Annotated in this window: 20 protein-coding genes; 10 read left to right on the top strand and 10 right to left on the bottom strand. The window is 61.6% G+C overall.

What is annotated here, in order from left to right; genetic code table 11:
* Positions 1 to 368 precede the first annotated feature (368 nt).
* From GC127_RS18080 to trpA, 3 genes are all read right to left on the bottom strand, one after another.
* Positions 369 to 1,628: a DNA-packaging protein gene (locus GC127_RS18080; protein WP_081508462.1), complete on the bottom strand. Its 1,260-nt coding sequence runs from the start codon at positions 1,626 to 1,628 to the stop codon at positions 369 to 371.
* A 10-nt stretch (positions 1,629 to 1,638) separates the two neighbouring features.
* Positions 1,639 to 2,100 carry a hypothetical protein gene (locus tag GC127_RS18085; protein ID WP_151979205.1) on the bottom strand — a complete coding sequence of 154 codons (462 nt, stop codon included), beginning with the start codon at positions 2,098 to 2,100 and terminating at the stop codon, positions 1,639 to 1,641.
* A 107-nt stretch (positions 2,101 to 2,207) separates the two neighbouring features.
* The gene (gene trpA, locus GC127_RS18090) at positions 2,208 to 2,999 is read right to left on the bottom strand and encodes a tryptophan synthase subunit alpha (protein ID WP_151979206.1); all 792 of its coding nucleotides are present in this window, start codon (positions 2,997 to 2,999) and stop codon (positions 2,208 to 2,210) included.
* A gap of 126 nt (positions 3,000 to 3,125) precedes the next feature.
* Here trpA and ychF point away from each other — a divergent pair, with 126 nt between their 5' ends.
* Positions 3,126 to 4,223: a redox-regulated ATPase YchF gene (gene ychF, locus GC127_RS18095; RefSeq protein WP_008282196.1), complete on the top strand. Its 1,098-nt coding sequence runs from the start codon at positions 3,126 to 3,128 to the stop codon at positions 4,221 to 4,223.
* Between the two features lie 18 nt (positions 4,224 to 4,241).
* Here the strand turns inward: ychF and mnmA are convergent, their stop codons facing one another.
* Complete coding sequence (gene mnmA, locus GC127_RS18100; RefSeq protein WP_008282197.1) at positions 4,242 to 5,393, bottom strand: tRNA 2-thiouridine(34) synthase MnmA; 1,152 nt, start codon at positions 5,391 to 5,393, stop codon at positions 4,242 to 4,244.
* Between the two features lie 123 nt (positions 5,394 to 5,516).
* Here mnmA and GC127_RS18105 point away from each other — a divergent pair, with 123 nt between their 5' ends.
* The 5 genes from GC127_RS18105 (at position 5,517) to GC127_RS23260 (ending at position 11,138) form a co-directional block, all read left to right on the top strand.
* The gene (locus tag GC127_RS18105; RefSeq protein WP_081508463.1) at positions 5,517 to 5,789 is read left to right on the top strand and encodes a DUF1153 domain-containing protein; all 273 of its coding nucleotides are present in this window, start codon (positions 5,517 to 5,519) and stop codon (positions 5,787 to 5,789) included.
* Between the two features lie 101 nt (positions 5,790 to 5,890).
* The gene (gene ctrA / locus GC127_RS18110; RefSeq protein WP_008282199.1) at positions 5,891 to 6,607 is read left to right on the top strand and encodes a response regulator transcription factor CtrA; all 717 of its coding nucleotides are present in this window, start codon (positions 5,891 to 5,893) and stop codon (positions 6,605 to 6,607) included.
* 103 nt (positions 6,608 to 6,710) lie between these two features.
* Positions 6,711 to 8,831 (top strand): NAD-dependent DNA ligase LigA, encoded by a 2,121-nt coding sequence (gene ligA / locus GC127_RS18115; RefSeq protein ID WP_151979836.1) that lies wholly within the window; start codon positions 6,711 to 6,713, stop codon positions 8,829 to 8,831.
* Positions 8,828 to 10,918 carry an ATP-dependent DNA helicase RecG gene (recG, locus tag GC127_RS18120; RefSeq protein WP_151979207.1) on the top strand — a complete coding sequence of 697 codons (2,091 nt, stop codon included), beginning with the start codon at positions 8,828 to 8,830 and terminating at the stop codon, positions 10,916 to 10,918. The genes ligA and recG overlap by 4 nt, the downstream gene beginning before the upstream one ends.
* 97 nt (positions 10,919 to 11,015) lie before the next feature.
* Positions 11,016 to 11,138: a hypothetical protein gene (locus GC127_RS23260; protein ID WP_008282202.1), complete on the top strand. Its 123-nt coding sequence runs from the start codon at positions 11,016 to 11,018 to the stop codon at positions 11,136 to 11,138.
* A gap of 190 nt (positions 11,139 to 11,328) precedes the next feature.
* Here GC127_RS23260 and GC127_RS18125 read toward each other — a convergent pair whose 3' ends face one another.
* Both GC127_RS18125 and GC127_RS18130 read right to left on the bottom strand, forming a co-directional pair.
* The gene (locus tag GC127_RS18125; protein WP_151979208.1) at positions 11,329 to 12,546 is read right to left on the bottom strand and encodes a methyl-accepting chemotaxis protein; all 1,218 of its coding nucleotides are present in this window, start codon (positions 12,544 to 12,546) and stop codon (positions 11,329 to 11,331) included.
* Between the two features lie 98 nt (positions 12,547 to 12,644).
* A complete protein-coding gene (locus GC127_RS18130) occupies positions 12,645 to 13,100 on the bottom strand; it encodes an iron-sulfur cluster assembly scaffold protein (RefSeq protein ID WP_151979209.1) in 456 nt (151 codons plus the stop codon).
* 67 nt (positions 13,101 to 13,167) lie between these two features.
* Here GC127_RS18130 and hisI point away from each other — a divergent pair, with 67 nt between their 5' ends.
* Entirely contained in the window at positions 13,168 to 13,536 is a 369-nt protein-coding gene (hisI, locus tag GC127_RS18135; protein ID WP_151979210.1) for a phosphoribosyl-AMP cyclohydrolase, read from the top strand.
* Between the two features lie 22 nt (positions 13,537 to 13,558).
* Here the strand turns inward: hisI and gluQRS are convergent, their stop codons facing one another.
* Genes gluQRS through GC127_RS18150 form a run of 3 tightly spaced genes read right to left on the bottom strand, consistent with a single transcriptional unit; the run spans position 13,559 to position 16,609 of the window.
* A complete protein-coding gene (gene gluQRS, locus GC127_RS18140; protein ID WP_151979211.1) occupies positions 13,559 to 14,392 on the bottom strand; it encodes a tRNA glutamyl-Q(34) synthetase GluQRS in 834 nt (277 codons plus the stop codon).
* Positions 14,393 to 14,404: 12 nt separating this feature from the next.
* Positions 14,405 to 15,781, bottom strand: coding sequence for a methylenetetrahydrofolate--tRNA-(uracil(54)-C(5))-methyltransferase (FADH(2)-oxidizing) TrmFO (gene trmFO / locus GC127_RS18145; protein WP_151979212.1), 1,377 nt, complete (start codon positions 15,779 to 15,781; stop codon positions 14,405 to 14,407).
* A 42-nt stretch (positions 15,782 to 15,823) separates the two neighbouring features.
* Positions 15,824 to 16,609, bottom strand: a complete 786-nt coding sequence (locus GC127_RS18150; protein WP_151979213.1) for an enoyl-CoA hydratase — start codon at positions 16,607 to 16,609, stop codon at positions 15,824 to 15,826.
* A gap of 58 nt (positions 16,610 to 16,667) precedes the next feature.
* On the opposite strand from GC127_RS18150, the gene GC127_RS18155 reads away from it, so the two are divergent.
* The 3 genes from GC127_RS18155 to rpsI all read left to right on the top strand — a co-directional run bounded on the left by GC127_RS18155 (position 16,668) and on the right by rpsI (position 18,289).
* Entirely contained in the window at positions 16,668 to 17,087 is a 420-nt protein-coding gene (locus tag GC127_RS18155) for a PaaI family thioesterase (RefSeq protein ID WP_151979214.1), read from the top strand.
* 246 nt (positions 17,088 to 17,333) lie between these two features.
* Positions 17,334 to 17,798 carry a 50S ribosomal protein L13 gene (gene rplM / locus GC127_RS18160; RefSeq protein ID WP_008282210.1) on the top strand — a complete coding sequence of 155 codons (465 nt, stop codon included), beginning with the start codon at positions 17,334 to 17,336 and terminating at the stop codon, positions 17,796 to 17,798.
* Complete coding sequence (rpsI, locus tag GC127_RS18165) at positions 17,798 to 18,289, top strand: 30S ribosomal protein S9 (RefSeq protein WP_008282211.1); 492 nt, start codon at positions 17,798 to 17,800, stop codon at positions 18,287 to 18,289. Before rplM ends, rpsI begins: the two co-directional genes overlap by 1 nt.
* Positions 18,290 to 18,355: 66 nt before the next feature.
* On the opposite strand, the gene GC127_RS18170 is transcribed toward rpsI, so the two are convergent.
* Positions 18,356 to 18,733 (bottom strand): DUF2852 domain-containing protein, encoded by a 378-nt coding sequence (locus GC127_RS18170; protein WP_151979215.1) that lies wholly within the window; start codon positions 18,731 to 18,733, stop codon positions 18,356 to 18,358.
* Positions 18,734 to 18,793 lie beyond the last annotated feature (60 nt).

Raw genomic sequence — 18,793 nt, forward strand, 5'->3', positions numbered from 1 at the left:
AATCAGCCAATGCCAAGAAAGCCCTTAAAAACAAAATGTCAGGGCCGCGCTACCGGATCTTTGGGTTCCTGTCGATTATTGGAAATCGGGGCCTTATGACCATTCAGCACCCCAAGCCGATGACAAGGTGAACCGGGTCTTTGCGCCAGACATGCCGAACCGGTCTTGGGTCAGCGATATCGTCTACGTCTGAACAGTGCACAGAGCCGTGTACCTTGCGCCTTTATCCTTGAATTAAGCCTGCATGCCCCCCGCATGGATCAAAAGACCCATGGCAGCGTTAAGCTATCGTGCCCGGCGTCGCGTGGGGGGCGGCGCCGATGTCCCGGGGCAGGCCCGGGACGTTAGGCCCCCGTCGACGATGCGCTTTAGACCCCGCGCACCCTTGGGCGGACCCATTTCGAGGCGGGTTCCACGATGAGATCGGTGAGCGCCCAGACCAACGCATCGACGCGGTCGGGGCTGCCACGGCCCTCATAGCCGCGCGCGGTCATGGCGCACATCTGATCCTCCAACGTGCCAAGCCCGCGCGCGTGATGCACCCGGCCCTGTTCATAAAGTGCTGCCACCGGCTCTGCCCGTGCCACCTTGCCCCGGCTGGCGTGGACCTTGCGCAGGGGCACGAGGGGGTCGACCTGCCGGATCACCTGTTCCACCAGATCGCCGCCCTGATTGACCTCGGCCACCACCCGTTCTGCCCCCCAAAGCTCGCGTGCGCGGATCACGGCGCGGGCCCAGCGGGCGGGGCTGGCGGCGCTGACGCTGGCATCGGCCAGAACATAGGCGCGCCAGTCCTGCACCGGGCCGCGCGTGATGGCCCCGACCACAATGATCCCGCATTCATCCGATGCGGCATGGCCCGAAACCGGAGGATCAACCGCCACCACCACGCGGTCAAATTCGGGCAAGGTGTCGACGCGCGCGGCCTCTAGCATGGCGGGGCTCCAGAGCGCATCCTCGGCCTCGTCAATCAGCAGGCCATCCAGTTCCTGCCGCCCAAGCCGCGTGCCTGCATAGCGTGCGCGCACCTCGTCAAGGAAGCTCTCGGCGAGATGGGCGCGGTTGGCCTCGGTGGGGGCGGAGCTGGTCACAGTGCTGGGGGTGGCAAGAATATCCTTGAGCACGCCCACATTGCGCGGCGTGGTGGTGACGCAGACGCGCGGCGCTTCGCCCAACCGCAGGCCGAATTGCAGCATGTCCCAGGTTTCGCGCGCGCGTTTCCACTTGGCCAGCTCATCCACCCAGGCCCCGTCGAATTGCGGGCCGCGCAGGCCCTCGGGATCATGGGCCGAAAAGGCCTGTGCCACCGCGCCATTGGGCCAGATCAGCCGCTTGCGCGTGGCCTGCCATTCGGGGCGGCGGTCGGGGGGCGAACAGGCGAGAATGCCGCTTTCGCCAAAGATCATCACTTCGCGCACCTGATCAATGGTCTCGCCCACAAGGGCGATCCGCTTGCAGCGGCCTGTATCCATGGGGCGCGCGCCTTCGACCTCGGACCGCACCCATTCTGCCCCAGCGCGCGTCTTGCCCGCCCCGCGCCCGCCCATGATCACCCATGTCCGCCAATCGCCCGAGGGCGGCAGTTGATGTGGCAGCGCCCAGAACTCGAAGAGATAGGGCAGGGCCATAAGCTCGCCGTCACTCAGGGCATCGAGAAAGTCGTCCCGGACAGCTTGCCCGTTTGAGACGATCCAATCGGCACCCGATCTGATGCCGGGCGTCGTCGAAATCGAGGGCGTATCCATGGACAATACCAAGGTCTTCTTTTCTGCGTCGTTCAAGTTGTGCCTCCGCTTCCAGAGCGATTTTGAGCCATTGCCGGATCTCCGCGGTGGCCTTGGTCGCGTTTTTCAATTCATCCAGATCACCGGCTCTGATCCGTTGATAGATCTCTGCCAGATCGACGCGCATGTCGGCCAATTGCTGTTCCAGCGCGTTGATCGAGGTGGTCAGGCCGGTGGGCCCCTCGTCGGGGGTGATCAAAACCATGCGTGCTCTTGCCTCATGAGTGGTGTGTTTCGGTGGGCCCCTCTGTCTGCTCGACATGAAAAAACGGCCTCCGGGGTTTCCCCCGGGGCCGTTGCCCATTTCGTCCAGCATGTCACAACCTATACGTGAGGCCGCGCGGTGAGTCAAGTCAGAGCGCTATAGCTTCGACCCGCAACTATCCGTTATATTTACGTTTTATTAACTATTCGGCATGGCGCTCAGGCGCGGTGCGCCCCGTCGGCCAGACCTTTCACAAAGGCCAAAACCTCTGTGACCGCTTTGCCCTTGGCAATCTCGCCCACGATGGCCGAGCCTACGACGCAGCCATCGGCAACGCTGGCAATCGTCTGCGCAGTTTCCGGCGTGCGGATGCCAAAGCCCACGATCACCGGTAGATCGGTCTGAGCCTTGATGCGTGCCACCTCGGGGGCGACATCCGCCGCCTCTGCCGCCGCTGCCCCGGTGATGCCGGTGATCGAGACATAATAAACAAAGCCAGAGGTGTTTTCGAGCACCTTGGGCAGGCGTTTGTCATCGGTGGTGGGGGTGGCGAGGCGGATGAAATTCATCCCCGCCTTGCTGGCCGGAATGCAGAGTTCGTCATCCTCTTCGGGAGGCAGATCAACCACGATCAGCCCGTCGATCCCGGCGGCCGTGGCATCGGTCAGGAACTTGTCCACGCCACGATTGTAGATCGGGTTGTAATAGCCCATGAGCACGATGGGCGTGCTGTCATCGCCTTTACGGAACTCTCGCGCCATGGCCAGGGTTTTTTCAAGCGTCATGCCCGCCGCCAGCGCCCTCTGACCGGCCAGTTGGATGGTCGGCCCATCCGCCATCGGATCGGTAAAGGGCACGCCCAATTCGATGATATCCACCCCCGCAGCAGGCAGCCCCTGCATCACCGCGAGCGAGGTGTCATAATCCGGATCGCCCGCCATGATGTAGGAAACGAACGCCTTTTTACCGGCGGCCTTCAACTCTGCGAATTTGGCGTCGATACGTGTCATGTTGGTCTGTCCTTCGAATGGGTCCGTGCGGGTTTGGCGCAAAGCGCGCGGGAAATCAATGCCCGGCTTGACCTTGGGGGGCGCAAACCCGTAGATGCGCGCAATTCACCGCATGGAGGGTCTGAGATGGGCTTTAAAATGGGAATCGTGGGCCTGCCCAATGTTGGCAAATCCACGCTCTTTAATGCGCTCACCCGCACGGCTGCGGCGCAGGCGGCGAACTTTCCTTTTTGCACGATCGAGCCGAATGTGGGCGAGGTGGCCGTGCCCGATGCGCGGCTGGACAAATTGGCGCAGATTGCCGGATCCAAGCAGATCATCCCGACGCGCATGACCTTTGTGGACATTGCCGGGCTGGTCAAAGGGGCGTCCAAGGGCGAGGGGCTGGGCAATCAGTTTCTGGCCAATATCCGCGAGACGGATGCGATTGCGCATGTGCTGCGCTGCTTTGAGGATGGCGATGTGACCCATGTCGAGGGGCGCGTTGATCCGGTGGCGGATGCCGATACGATCGAGACCGAATTGATGCTGTCTGATCTTGAGTCGGTTGAAAAGCGGCGCGCAGGCCTGCAACGCAAGCTCAAGGGCGGCGATAAAGAGGCGGCACAGGCCGAGCGGCTCTTGGCCGCAGCGCAGGCCGCGCTGGAAGAGGGACGCCCAGCGCGCACGGTTGAGGTGGATGCCGAAGACATTAAAGCATGGAAAATGCTGCAACTTTTGACCGCCAAGCCGGTGCTCTATGTCTGCAACGTGGATGAGGGGAATGCCGCGACCGGCAATACCCATTCTGAGGCGGTGGCAAAGATGGCCGCAGAGCAAGGTGCGGCCTCAGTCGTGATTTCTGCGCAGATCGAAGAGGAAATCTCCAAGCTCGAGCCGGAAGAAGCGGAGATGTTTCTAACCGAGATGGGGCTGGAAGAGGCGGGGCTGGATCGGCTGATCCGGGCGGGCTATGGCCTCTTACATCTTGAGACGTATTTCACCGTCGGGCCCAAAGAGGCGCGCGCCTGGACCATTCCGGCAGGCACGCCGGCCCCCAAGGCGGCGGGCGTGATCCACGGCGATTTCGAGCGCGGATTCATCCGAGCCGAGACGATTGCCTATGACGATTTCGTGACACTTGGCGGCGAGCAAAAGGCCAAGGACGCGGGCAAGATGCGGTCTGAGGGCAAGAGCTATGTGGTCAAGGATGGCGACGTTTTGCACTTTCTCTTCAACACCTGAGCGGGGCGAGTTGACGCCTCAAACTGTCGCGCCGCGCCAGATCCAGCCGCCGCCCAGCACGCGGGTGCCGGTGGTTTCATAGAAAACGCAGGCCTGACCGGGCGAGACGCCTTCCTCTGGTGTCAGCAATTCAACCGTCGCCTCGGTGGCGGAAATGGGGCGCAGCACCGCCTCGCGCGGGGGGCGGGTGGAGCGGACCTTGACCGAGATATGCCATTCCGCCTGAGAGGTGAGGGGGGCATCACCCAGCCAGTTGATTTCGCGCAGGGGCACCGTGCGGGTCGAGAGCATGTCCTTGGGGCCGACGATCACGCGGCGCGTGTCGACGTCAAGGCGCACGACATAGAGCGGCTCTTCCAGCCCGCCGATGCCAAGGCCGCGACGCTGACCGATGGTGTAATGGATGACGCCCTCATGTGTGCCAAGGATGCGGCCATCGGCATGGACAATCTCACCGGGTTCTGCGGCACCGGGGCGCAGTTTTTCAATCACGCTGGCGTAATTGCCGTTGGGGACAAAGCAGATGTCCTGACTGTCGGGTTTGTCCGCGACTTGCAGGCCATATTGCGCGGCCAATTCACGCGTCGCCTGTTTCGAGGGCAGATGCCCCAGCGGGAAGCGCAGGAATTCGAGCTGCTCGGGCGTGGTCGAGAACAGAAAATAGGACTGGTCGCGCGCCGAATCAGTGGCGCTGTGCAATTCCGGCCCCTGCACGCCCATCTTGCGCTGAATATAATGGCCGGTCGCCATGCAATCCGCCTCAAGATCGCGGGCGGTTTCCAAGAGGTCCTTGAACTTGACCCGTTCATTGCAGCGGATGCAGGGCACGGGCGTGGCTCCGGCAAGATAGCTATCAGCGAATTCGTCTATCACGGCATCGCGAAAGATGTTCTCGTAATCCAGCACGTAATGCGGAAAGCCCATTTCCTCGGCAACGCGGCGGGCGTCGTGGATATCCACCCCGGCACAGCACGCGCCCTTCTTGGCCAGAGCCGCGCCATGGTCGTAAAGTTGCAGGGTGACGCCCACCACATCATAGCCCTCGGCGGCCAGATGTGCGGCCACAACCGAGCTGTCAACGCCGCCCGACATGGCGACAACCACACGGGTTTCGGCCGGGGATTTCGGAAACCCAAGGGAGTTCAATGGTTTATTTATGTCCAATGCCATGGCGGCCTCCGCTCGGGTGTTTCAGAATATAGGAAAATCCTAAACACTCTCAAGACCCGGTTTCACACCGCATTAAGCCTGAAAGCGCCATTCTGGGTGCATCAGACCAAAGGGGTGAGCGTCATGTATCTGAAGAAAGTGGAAGGGCCAAGGGCTGTTACCTTGGCGGATGGAACGGTGTTCAGCCGGGCGGATTTGCCGCCCGCCGATACGGCGCGATGGGTTGCATCGCGCAAGTTGGCGGTGGTGCGCGGGGTGGCCTATGGGCTGATCTCGCGGCGTGAGGCGCTCGAAACCTATGGGCTGAGCGAAGAGGAGTTTGACGGCTGGATTGCCGCGGTGGCCAAGCATGGGGAGGGTGCGCTCAAGGTCACGGCATTGGGGGCGTATCGATAACTGCAGGTTGAGCATTTGAGATGTTGAAACAATGGTAACGGGTAGTTAACCATTTTTGAGCAGTGTGATCGGTATCAAAACAATGATCCATGGAGTCCCCAATGCGCGTACTTTTGGTCGAGGATGATCCGACAACCTCGAAAAGCATCGAGTTGATGCTCACCCATGCCAATCTCAATGTCTACACCACCGATCTGGGGGAAGAGGGCATAGATCTGGCAAAGCTCTATGATTACGACCTTATCTTGCTGGATCTGGGCCTGCCGGATATGAACGGGCACGAGGTGTTGCGCCAATTGCGACTGGCGCGCATTGCCACGCCGATCCTGATCCTGTCAGGGGCGGATGACACCGAAAGCAAGATCAAAGGGTTCGGATTTGGGGCGGATGATTATCTGACCAAGCCATTCCACCGCGATGAGTTGGTGGCGCGTATCCACGCCATCATCCGGCGGTCCAAGGGGCATTCGCAATCGGTGATCCGCACCGGCAAGATCAATGTGAACCTTGATGCCAAGACGGTGGATGCGGGCGGCAAGCCGGTGCATCTGACCGGCAAGGAATACCAGATGCTGGAGCTGTTGAGCCTGCGCAAAGGCACAACCCTGACCAAAGAGATGTTCCTGAACCACCTCTACGGCGGCATGGATGAACCGGAACTCAAGATCATCGACGTGTTTATCTGCAAGCTGCGCAAGAAACTCTGCGAGGCCACCGATGGTGTCAATTACATCGAGACGGTCTGGGGGCGCGGCTATGTGCTGCGGGATCCTGAGCAAGCGACGCTGGGCGGGCGACCTCTGGCCATTGGGGCCTGAGGGTAGCACAGGCTCTGGACGCTGGGCGGGTCGGGCACTATCACTCTGATCAGGGAGAGGCGGGCAGGGAATGGCCGCCGCATCCGGGATCAGCGAGGGGCCGATGACCGACAAACTTGCCGTTGAGGATCTGACCGAAAGCGAGGCGCAGGCCGAATTGGGGCGGCTTGCGGCGCTCTTGGCGGCGGCAAACCGGGCCTATCACACCGAGGATGCGCCCGAAATCACCGACGCGGCCTATGACGCGCTCAAGGCGCGCAATGCGGCGATCGAGGCGCGCTTTCCTACGCTCAAGCGCGACGACAGCGCATCGGATCAGGTAGGCGCCGCGCCGCTGGATGGCTTTGCCAAGGTGGCGCACAGCATCCGCATGCTGAGCCTGGGCAATGCGTTCGAGCCAGAGGATGTAGCCGAGTTCGACAGCCGTATTCGCCGCTATCTGGGCCTGCCGGACGATGCGCCGCTGGCCTATACCGCTGAGCCAAAGATTGACGGGCTAAGCCTGAGCTTGCGATATGTTCAGGGCAGGCTGGTGCAGGCCGCGACGCGCGGCGATGGCGAGGTGGGTGAGAATGTCACCGCCAACGCCCGCACCATCACCGATATTCCCGAGAGTTTGACCGGTGCGCCCGAAATTCTGGAAGTGCGCGGCGAAGTCTATATGAGCCATGCCGATTTCGCCGCGCTGAACGCGCGGCAAGCCGAGAAATCGGACAAACAATTTGCCAATCCGCGCAATGCCGCGGCGGGATCGTTGCGGCAGCTGGATGCCAAGATCACGGCCGCGCGGCCGCTGCGGTTCTTTGCCTATAGCTGGGGCGAGGTAAACGCGCCCTTGGCCGAGACGCAGATGGGCGCGATTGCGCGGTTGAAGGCGTTCGGATTTCAAACCAACCCGCTGACAGTGCTCTGTGATGGGGTGGAGGCGCTGCTTGAGCATTACGCGCGGATCGAACAGGCGCGCGCGACCTTGGGCTATGACATCGACGGCGTGGTCTACAAGGTCGATGATCTGGGCCTGCAGGCGCGTCTTGGCTTTCGCTCGACCACGCCGCGTTGGGCGATTGCGCATAAGTTTCCCGCCGAACTGGCCTGGACACGGCTGGAGGCGATCGACATTCAGGTTGGGCGCACCGGCGCGCTAAGCCCCGTTGCGCGGCTGACGCCGGTCACGGTGGGCGGCGTGGTGGTCAGCAATGCCACGCTGCATAATGAGGATTACATCGCCGGGCGTGACAGCAAAGGCGAGGTCATTCGCGGCGGCAAGGATATTCGCGTAGGCGACTGGGTGCAGGTTTACCGCGCGGGCGATGTGATCCCAAAAGTGGCCGATGTAGACCTGAGCAAGCGGGCGGAGGGAGCCACGCCCTATGTCTTTCCCGCGACTTGTCCCGAATGCGGATCGGATGCGGTGCGCGAAGAGGGCGATGCGGTGCGGCGCTGTGTGGGCGGTCTTATCTGTCCGGCGCAGGCGGTGGAAAAGCTCAAGCATTTCGTATCCCGCGCCGCCTTTGACATCGAAGGCCTGGGGGCCAAGCAGGTAGAGCAATTTTACCGCGATGGCTGGATCAAGGAACCGGCAGATATCTTTACCCTGCAAGAGCGCTATGGCTCTGGCCTGCAGCAGTTGAAGAACCGCGAGGGCTGGGGCGAAAAGAGCGCGAAAAACCTCTTTGAAGCGATTGAAGAAAAAAGAGAAATCCCGTTTGGTCGGTTGCTCTTTGCGCTTGGGATCCGGCATGTGGGCGAGCAGGCCAGTACCCTGATTGCGCGCAATTACGGCACTTGGGATGAGTTCATCGCGGCGATGGACGGGGCCAAGGATTATGAAGGGCCGGATTGGGAGCGTTTGTTGGGGATCGACGGGGTGGGCACGGTCATGGCGCGCGCCCTTGTCGGGGCCTTTGCAGAGCCGCATGAACGCGGCAGCATTGACCGGCTGACCGAGTATCTGACCGTGCAAGAGGCCGCGCGCCCCAAGACCGATGGCAGCCCGGTTGCGGGTAAGACCGTCGTCTTCACCGGCAGTCTCGAAAAGATGACGCGGGCCGAGGCCAAGGCGCGGGCCGAAGGGCTGGGGGCCAAGGTTGCGGGATCGGTCAGTGCCAAGACCGACCTTTTGGTGGCAGGGCCCGGGGCCGGGTCCAAGGCCAAGAAGGCAGAGGAACTGGGGATCGAGACCATTGACGAGGATGGTTGGCTGGCCCTGATCGGGGACGCATGAGCGGGCGGCCGGAAATCCTATTTCCGCTTTTTGCCGGGCTGGAAACGCTCGAGGGGATCGGGCCGAAGACCGCGCAAGCCCTCTCTGCGCTTGAGATCACGCGACCGCGCGACCTGATCCTGACACTGCCGCATTCCGGCGTGGATCGCCGCCGCCGCGCCACGGTGCAGGGGGCAGAGATGCCCGGGATCGTGACGGTCGAGGTGACTGTGGGGCAGCACCGTCCGCCCTCGCGCAAAGGCGGGCCGTATCGCGTGGTGGTCGAGGATGCCGCCACCAGCTTTCATCTCGTCTTCTTTCATGCCCGCGATGAGTATCTGCGCAAAATGCTGCCCACCGGCGCGCGGCGGATCGTGTCGGGCAAGGCAGAGCTTTTCGACGGAATCGCGCAAATCGTGCATCCCGATCATATGCTGCCTCTTGAGGAAGCATCGGACATCCCTGATTTTGAGCCGGTCTATCCGTTGACCGCAGGTGTCACGCAGCGGGTGATGACCAAAGGGGTGTACTCGGCGTTGATGCGCCTGCCAGACCTTACCGAATGGATCGACCCGGTGCAAAAGGCGCAGGCCGGCTGGCCCGATTGGGCCGCTGCGGTGCGTGCCGCCCATGGGCCGCAAGAGGCGCGGGATCTTTCGCCTGCGCATCCGGCACGCGAGCGCTTGGCCTATGATGAGTTGATGGCGCATCAGATGACATTGGCCTTGGCCCGCTCAAAACTGCGCCGCGCCAAGGGGCGCGCGACGGTTGGCACCGGGCGCTTGCAGGCCAAGGTATTGGCAGAGCTGCCCTATGCGCTGACCGGGGCGCAAACGCGGGCCATTGCCGAGATTGCCGCCGATATGGCCGCCCCACAACGGATGAACCGGCTGCTTCAGGGCGATGTGGGCGCGGGCAAGACGTTGGTGGCGTTCAAGGCGCTGCTCATCGCGGTCGAGGCGGGCGGGCAGGGGGTGATGATGGCCCCCACCGAAATCCTCGCGCGGCAACATTTGCAGGGCTTGCGCCCCTTGGCCGAGAGTGCGGGCGTGGTGCTCGAAATTCTGACGGGCCGCGACAAGGGTGCCGAGCGACGCGCCAAGCTGGCGGCGCTTGCGCGGGGCGATATTCAGATCCTCGTGGGCACCCATGCGGTGTTTCAAAAGGATGTGGAGTTTTCCGATTTGCGGCTGGCCATTGTCGATGAGCAACACCGTTTTGGTGTGCGGCAACGTCTTGAGCTGGGCAAGAAGGGCGCACAGGCCGATGTGCTGGTGATGACCGCCACTCCAATCCCGCGCTCACTGGCCTTGGCGCAATATGGCGATATGGATGTGTCGGTGCTGGATGAAAAGCCGCCCGGCCGCCAGCCAATCAAGACGGCGCTGATCAGTATGGGGCGGATTGACGAGGTGGTCGATCACCTGCGCCGCGCCTTGGCCGAGGGGCGTCAGGCCTATTGGGTTTGCCCATTGGTCGAGGAAAGCGAGGTGGTAGACCTGAGCAGCGCCGAGGAGCGGTTCAAGCGGTTGCGCGCAGCCCTTGGGGAGGGCGTTGTGGGGCTGGTGCACGGACAGATGCCGCCCGAGGACAAGGATGCCGCGATGGCCGCGTTTCAACGGGGCGACACAAGCGTTCTGGTCTCGACCACGGTGATTGAGGTTGGGGTGGATGTGCCCAATGCCTCGATCATGGTGATCGAGCGCGCCGAGAGTTTCGGGCTGGCGCAATTGCATCAGTTGCGCGGGCGCGTTGGACGGGGGCAGGCGGCGTCGACCTGTCTCTTGATGTATCAGGCCCCGCTGAGTGAGAGCGGCGAGCGACGATTGACCACGATGCGTGACACAGAGGACGGGTTTCGCATCAGCGAGGTTGATCTGGAGATGCGCGGCGCGGGCGATCTGATCGGCACGGCGCAATCTGGCCTGCCGCGATTTCGCATTGCCGATCTCGAATCGCAATCGGCGCTGATGGCAGTGGCGCAATCGGATGCGCGCAAACTGCTTCACGACGATCCGGACCTTGTGTCAGAGCGGGGACGTGCGGCGCGCGTGCTCTTGTGGTTGATGGAACAGGATCAGGCAATTCGTTTAATTTCCGTGGGTTAGAATTTTTGTTCACATATGTTCTTAAAAAGTTCTTTACTTGGTGTTTGCGATATGAGAACAAAGTAGCAACACAGAGGTTTTCAGAAGGAGCCCCCAGATGTTGCACCAGATCAAGACGACTGCGACCCGTGCGCAGGATACGATTGTCGGCGATGCGGTTGGCGCGCTTGCGCTGATGGTGACGCTGGTCGGTGCGCTTTATCTGCCCGGTTTTCTCTGATTTCTGCCTGAGTTTCTGCCTGCGGGTTTGCCCCGGCTCTGGCTGCATCCCTCCTGTCCCAACTTTGGGGATGCGCCACACCACCTGTCCCATCCGGTTTTCGGGATTTGCCTCAATCCTCCCGAATGTCCGGGGCCTGTGACCCGCTCAACTCTGCCGCCGCCGCTCATCCGAGCGTGCGGCGGTTTTTTCATTCCGAGGGCACAGGGCCGGGGCGCAGGCGCTGCACCAGAACGCTGCCGGTGTCGACGATGCCCTTCATCCGCTCCTCAAGGCGGATCATCTCGGACATGACATGGCGCAGGCGTTCGCTTTCATCGCCCAAAGCACCCAGATCAGCAAAGAGTGCCTCGCTTCCGGCAATCTGCGCCTCGGCATTGGCGACGACGGCGCGCAGATCCTCGATCAGGGCCCCGGCATCCTCGGGGGTCTGGCTGCGCAGGTCAGAGACAGCGCGGCGTGCCGTATCAAACCACGCTTTCGAGAGGCGCGGCTCTGACTTGGCGCTGAGCATCGCGGCGCGCTCCAGTCGCCGGATGCGTCCGGTCAGGGTGTCGATCCGGTCGCGAAGATCGGCTTGGATGGTGACGATGTCATCATTGACCGTGACCACCCGTTGCAGCACCTCATCGAGTTCGCCCATCAGCCGGGTGATGCGGTCTAGAAAGAGGTTGAGATCGCGTGCCAGCACACCAAACTCATCGGCGCTGCGAATTTCGGCGCGGTGGTTCAGCCCGCCATAGGCGCGGGCAAGATTGCTGACCACCGTGCGCAGACCCAAAAGCGGCTCAAGCCGCGCGCGCAGGATCAGAAACAAGAGCACCGAATGCAGCACGATTTTGGCCAGAGCCAAAAGGCCGGTCAGGCGCATATCCTCGATCCATTGTGCGAAATCCGTCGCAAGATCCCGCCGCACCGTCACCTCGCCCAGCACATCCCCCACCTGCGCTTCGGAGTGACAGGCAAGGCAAAAGGGCTCGGCGGTGATGGGCAGGGTGGCGCTTGCATGGGCGGTGTCGGGCCAATCGCCGCGCGGCAAGCCCTCGGGGGTAAACTCGAACCCCTGTTCAATGGAACGGATCGTGACATCGGAGGGGATGATCGCGATGCGGTAACCAAGCCCGTCCCAATTGTCCTGAAGGATCGGATAGACCGTGCGCGCGGCGACCGGCCCGCCTTCGTTGCGCATGATGGAACGCACATCATCGGCGAGATCCTGAGCCGCCTCGGTGGCATCAGTGGCACCATGCACGCGGAATTTGTAATAGACCATCCCCGCCTTGAGCGCGAATTCCAGCACCGTCACCATCAATAGGATGATGAAAAAGTCACGGATCATATGGATCAAAAAGGACTGATCAAATCGCCCGATCAGCGGGCTATTCTGGTCGAGTTTCTGCCCTGTCATGGCGCTGTCCCCGGCTATCTCTGAGAGAGATAGCGCGCAATTTACCGAAGGTAAGGGGAGGCCTGTTCACAAGCTGTCGCTTTGCCGCGACAGCACCGTCAGGCGCAGGACGTTTGGGCGCGCACGGTTTCCATTGCCTCAACCGCGGCCTCAATCGTGAGCAGGATAGAGGCGTGGCGGTTCTTGTAATCCCGCGCGGGGCGCAGCACCTCGAGCCCGTCAAAGGGCGCGGGCGGTGTGGGGCCGTCGGATTTCAGCATCTCGTGCAGCGCGTCGCGCGCTGCTGTCACCTGTGCCAGATCGCAACCGATGATGGCGCGCCCCACGACACTGGCGGCGGCCTGACCAAGCGCACAGGCCTTAACCTCGGCGGCGTAGTCGGTGATCCGGCCATCCTCGCAGCGAATATCGACGGTCACGGTCGAGCCACAAAGCGGTGCGCGCCGCTTGACGCTGGCCTGTGGGCTGGCCAAGCGCCCGTGATGCGGGATGTCCGCGGCCAGTTCCAGAATGCGCGCTGAATAAAGCTTGATCAGGTCGGTTTCGCCGCTCATGGCTTTCCCTTTCGTGTGTTGCCCCATAAATAGGCGTGGAGCGCGCAGATGCAAAAGGAAATCCGCCATGCCCTTCGATCCGGCGACACTAAAGTATGACGCGAACGGGTTGATCCCCGCCATCGCCCAAGAGGCCGAGACCGGCGAGGTGCTGATGATGGCCTGGATGAACGCCGAGTCGATCGCGCGCACGCTCGACACGGGCCGTGTGACCTATTGGAGCCGCTCGCGGCAGGCGTTCTGGATCAAGGGCGAAACCTCGGGGCATGTGCAAGAGTTGGTTGAGATGCGTGTCGATTGCGACCGTGACTGCCTGTTGGTGCAGGTACGCCAGAATGGGCCTGCCTGTCACACCAACCGGCGGTCGTGCTTTTACACGGCGGTGCGTGCCGGGGAAGAGACCGAGATCATGGCCCCTATGGCACCATTGGATTGAGCATTTTCGGAACGCTGTAAGGCTAGAGCCCGACCATGGCCCGGATGTCTTGTGGGCTCGCCCCTTGGGCGCGGTAGGTGGCGATGGCGCGCGCATCGTCGCGTTTGGCCAGCCGCTTGCCAGCGTCATCGCGGATCAGCGCATGATGGTGATAGGCCGGGGTGGGCAGGCCAAGCAAGCGTTGCAAGAGCACATGGATTTGCGTGGCCTCTTGCAGGTCTTCGCCGCGAATGACATGGGTGATGCCCTGATCGGCATCGTCCACAACAACCGACAGATGATAAGAGGCCCCCATCTCGCGGCGCGCCAGCACCACGTCGCCGACGGTTTCGGGCAGGTCACGGGGGGTGATGAGGTCGTCTTTTTCCCTATAGATGAGTGGTTTGGAGAGCCTTGCGCAGGCGCGGGCCATATCAAGGCGCAGCGCGCAACCCTCGGGCATCGACCCGTTTTGCGGGACTGTGGGGCGGCAGGTGCCGGGATAGATCACGCCATCTGGCCCCAAGAGCGGTGCGCCTTCTTGCGGGGCAGAGGCGGCGGCACGAATATCGGCGCGGCTACAGGAACAGTGGTACAAAAGCCCTTGATCCCAAAGTATATTCAAGGCCGCGCGATAGCGGGAGAGGCGGGTTGATTGGCGCAACACGGGGCGGGGCCAGTCGAGACCCAGCCATGCCAGATCATCAAAAATCTGCGCCTCCCATTCCGGGCGGCAGCGGCTGTGATCCAGATCGTCGATGCGCAGAAGAAAGGTTCCGCCCTCAGCTTGCGCCCGGTCATGGGCCAGCATCGCAGAATAGGCATGCCCCAGATGGAGCGGGCCGGTTGGCGAAGGAGCGAAGCGCGTTATGAACATATATTCAATGCGTTATGAGGCGATGCTCATGTTTTGAGCCGCCAGCCATTCGCCCCAAGCTGCCTTGGCGCGGTCGGTATAGCCCTTGTAGCGGTCGATGCGCCCACGCCGCCCGCCTTTGAAGCCATCAATCGGGCGAAAGAGCCCGAAATTGACATTCATCGGCTGAAAGGTTTTCGCCTCGGCCCCGCCGGTGATGTGATGGATAAGCGCGCCCATGGCACTGTCCTGTGGCACGGGGGGCAGGCTCTGGCCCAGGATTTCCGCTGCCGCCAGACGCCCGGCCAAAAGGCCCATGGCGGCGGATTCGACATAGCCCTCGACCCCGGTGATCTGCCCGGCAAAGCGGATATGCGGGCGCGAGCGCAGGCGCATCTGCGCATCAAGCAGCGTAGGGGAATTGAGGAACGTATTGCGATGGATGCCGCCAAGGCGGGCAAACTGTGCGTTTTCAAGGCCGGGAATCATTTTAAAAACAGTAGCTTGCGCGCCATATTTCATCTTGGTCTGGAAGCCCACGATATTGTAGAGCGTGCCAAGCGCATTGTCGCGGCGCAGTTGCACCACGGCATGCGGTTTGACATCCGGCGCATGTGGGTTGGTCAGGCCCACAGGCTTCATCGGGCCGTGGCGCAGGGTCTCGCGGCCGCGTTCGGCCATGACCTCGATAGGCAGGCAGCCGTCGAAATAAGGGGTGGGGTTGGGGGATGACTCTGCTTCGCCTTCGTGAAATTCGGTCTTGTCGGCGGCCAGCAGCGCGTCGATGAACGCCTCGTATTGATCGCGGTCCATCGGGCAATTGAGGTAGGCGGTGCGCTCGGCCTCGGTTTCGCCCTTGTCATAGCGCGATTGCATCCAAGCGCGCGACATGTCGATGCTGTCGTGATAGACAATCGGCGCGATGGCGTCAAAAAAGGCGAGCGCCTCTGTGCCGGTCTCGGCGGCAATGGCCTGTCCAAGCCCCTCAGAGGTTAGCGGGCCGGTGGCGATGATCCAATGGCCACTTTCAGGAAGTTGCGTGATTTCATCATTTTGCACGGTGATATTCGGGTGATCCAACAGCCGCGCCGTGACCGATTGGGCAAAGCGATCGCGATCCACCGCCAAGGCACCGCCCGCAGGCAGGCGGTTTTCGTGGGCCATGGCCATGATCAGGCCATTCGCCGCGCGCATTTCCCAATGCAGGAGGCCCACGGCGTTTTGTTCATCATCATCCGAACGGAACGAGTTGGAACAGACCATTTCGGCCAGATCACCCGTGCGATGGGCAAAGGTTTTGACGCTTGGGCGCATTTCGTGGATGACCACATGCACGCCCATATTCGCGGCTTGCCATGCTGCCTCTGACCCGGCCATGCCGCCGCCGATGATGTGTAATACGTTATCCATGGGCTGCGATTTAGGCCATTGAGGGGTGTTTGGAAAGGGGCGTCACTGATCCCAATCGGGGGCGCGTTTGTCGATGAAGGCGGCGATGCCTTCGGCGGTGTCGCGGTCGAGCATATTTTCGACCATCACCGCGCCAGTATGGGCATAGGCGGCCTCTAACCCCATGTCGAGTTGGTCGTAAAAGGCGCGTTTGCCGATGCGCACGGCAGAGCCAAGTTTGCTGGCGACGGTTTCGGCAAGGGCCATGGTCTCAGACTCCAGATCCTCGGGCGGCACGGCGCGGTTGATGAGGCCAAGCTCTGCGGCGCGGGCGGTGTCGATGAACTGGCCGGTGGTCAGCATCTCGAACGCCTGTTTGCGTGGGATGTTGCGGCTGAGCGCCACCATTGGGGTAGAGCAGAAGAGGCCGATATTGACGCCATTGACGCCAAAGCGCGTGCCATGCGCGGCCACGGCCATGTCGCAGCTTGCCACCAATTGACAGCCTGCCGCGGTGGCGATGCCATGCGGTGCGGCAATCACCGGTTGGGGCAGGGTAAGGATAGTGGTCATCATCCGGGCGCAACGTGCAAAGAGATCGGCGAAATAGGCGCGCCCGCCATCTTCGGCCTGTCGTCCGGCGGTCATTTCCTTGAGATCATGCCCGGCACAAAACGCTTTGCCGGCACCCATGAGGGTGATCACGCGGATGTGGCGATCCTGTGCCAGCCTGTCAAACTCGGCCTGAAGCGCAGCCAGCATGGCATCCGAAAGCGCGTTGAGATTGCCGGGCGAATTGAGAGTAAGCCGCGCGATTGCGCCCTGGTCGGTGCGGTCGAGAATTGCCATCTTGTAACCCCTTGTGCGTTATGGCCATTCTAGCGCGGAACAGCGCGGGGGGCAAAGCATGAGCGTCAAGATGACGGCGGCGGAATTGATGAGTTTTCTCGACCGGGAGTTTCCACAAGTCTCGGGGGAGTTTGCTATCGAGGAGGTGGGCGAGATGCACATCCGCACGCGGCTCTTGGTGGGAGAGCGGCATTTGCGGCCCGGCGGCACGCTGTCTGGTCCGTCGATCTTTGCGCTTGCGGATGTGTCGGTTTACTTGGGCATTCTGGCGATGATCGGGCCTGAGGGGCTGGCCGTGACGACAAATTGCAGCATTGATTTCATGCGCAAGCCCATGGCAGGGGTGGATTTGATCGCGGAGTGTCGGTTGCTCAAGCTGGGACGGGTGCTGGCGGTGGGGGATGTTCTGATCTATTCCGAAGGGATGAGCGCGCCGGTGGCGCGCGCGAGCCTGACCTATTCGATCCCCCCCAAATGAAGCCCTAGACGGGGCGCTGTTCACTCCCCGGACCCCCCAAGCGTATTTCAAGAACGGTGACGGGGTGGATTATTTGGGGTAAAATAATACCTATTTTTTAAGTCACTGATTTAGCTTGCTTATTTTGAACATATGGCAGTTGACCTTCGCATTGAACTGATTATAACCCGCCCATCGCATCAGAGCCGCCCGTAGGGTGGCCCAAACTGATCAAGACCAAAGACCAAGCACAAGGTTCTGCCTGAAATGAAAACATTCTCTGCTACCCCGGCAGATATCGACAAGAAATGGATCCTGATCGACGCCGAAGGCGTGGTTCTGGGCCGTCTTGCGTCGATCATCGCCATGCGCCTGCGCGGCAAGCACAAGGCCAGCTTTACCCCCCACATGGACATGGGCGACAACGTGATTGTCATCAATGCCGACAAGGTGCAGCTGACCGGCAACAAGCGCAACAAGCCCAACTACTGGCACACCGGCCATCCGGGCGGCATCAAATCGCGCACCACCGGCGAGATCCTCGAGGGTAAATACCCTGAGCGCGTCGTGATGCAGGCGGTCAAGCGCATGCTGCCGGGCAACCGCCTGAGCCGCACGCAGATGACCAACCTGCGCGTCTATGCTGGCGGCGAGCATCCTCATGAGGCGCAGAGCCCTGAGGTGTTGGACGTCAAATCCATGAACTCCAAGAATACGCGGGTGGCTCACTGATGGCTGACGAAATCAAATCCCTCGAAGGTCTCGAAGCCGTCGCTGGCGGTGTCAGCGCTGCAGCCGTGGCCATCAAAGCCCCGCGCGAGCCCGAGCGTGATGCGCTTGGTCGCTCTTATGCAACCGGCAAGCGGAAGGATGCGGTTGCCCGCGTCTGGATCAAGCCCGGTTCGGGTAAGGTCGTGGTCAATGGCAAGCCGATGAACGAGTATTTCGCGCGTCCCGTGCTTCAGATGATCCTGAAACAGCCGTTCACGATTTCTGGCACCGAAGGCCAGTTTGATGTGATGGCAACAGTCGCCGGTGGTGGTCTGTCGGGTCAGGCCGGTGCGGTCAAGCACGGCGTGTCGAAGGCGCTGCAGCTTTACGATCCCAGCCTGCGTGGCGCGCTCAAGGCTGCAGGGTTCCTGACCCGTGACAGCCGCGTCGTTGAGCGGAAGAAATACGGTAAGCGCAAGGCGCGCCGCAGCTTCCAGTTCTCCAAGCGCTGATCCATTTCGGATTACACAGTCAAAGGGCCGCCCAGAGGGCGGCCCTTTTTGGTTTTGCGGTACGGCTCAGGCGGTGGTTTGCGCCTGTGCGGGTTTGCGGCGTTCGTCGATGAATTGGTCGAACTCGGCCTTGTCGCGCGCGTCGCGCAGGCGCTGCAGGAAGGCTTCGAATTGCTCCTGCTCTTCCTCGAGACGGCGCAGCGTGTCGGCCTTGTAGGCGTCAAAGGCGGCATTGCCAGTGCTGCGCGTGGCGTTTTGGCGGTGAAAGCGAGAGGGAAGGCTGCGTACGGTCATGCGATTGCTCCAGATCATATAGGCCAGTAGGGCGAGCCCGAGGGGCCAAAAAACGATAAGACCCAAGACCATGGCGATGATCCAAGCGGGTTTGCCTTGGCGGTCGAGCCAAGATTCGGCCTGTGCGGGCCAGGTGGTAATGGCGGACATGACGTCTCCTTGTCGTGTGTGAATGTTACTTACATTTACATATGTAAGATGCCCAGTGCC

It is taken from the genome of Roseovarius sp. EC-HK134, from assembly GCF_902498815.1.
Lineage (GTDB): Bacteria > Pseudomonadota > Alphaproteobacteria > Rhodobacterales > Rhodobacteraceae > Roseovarius > Roseovarius mucosus_A.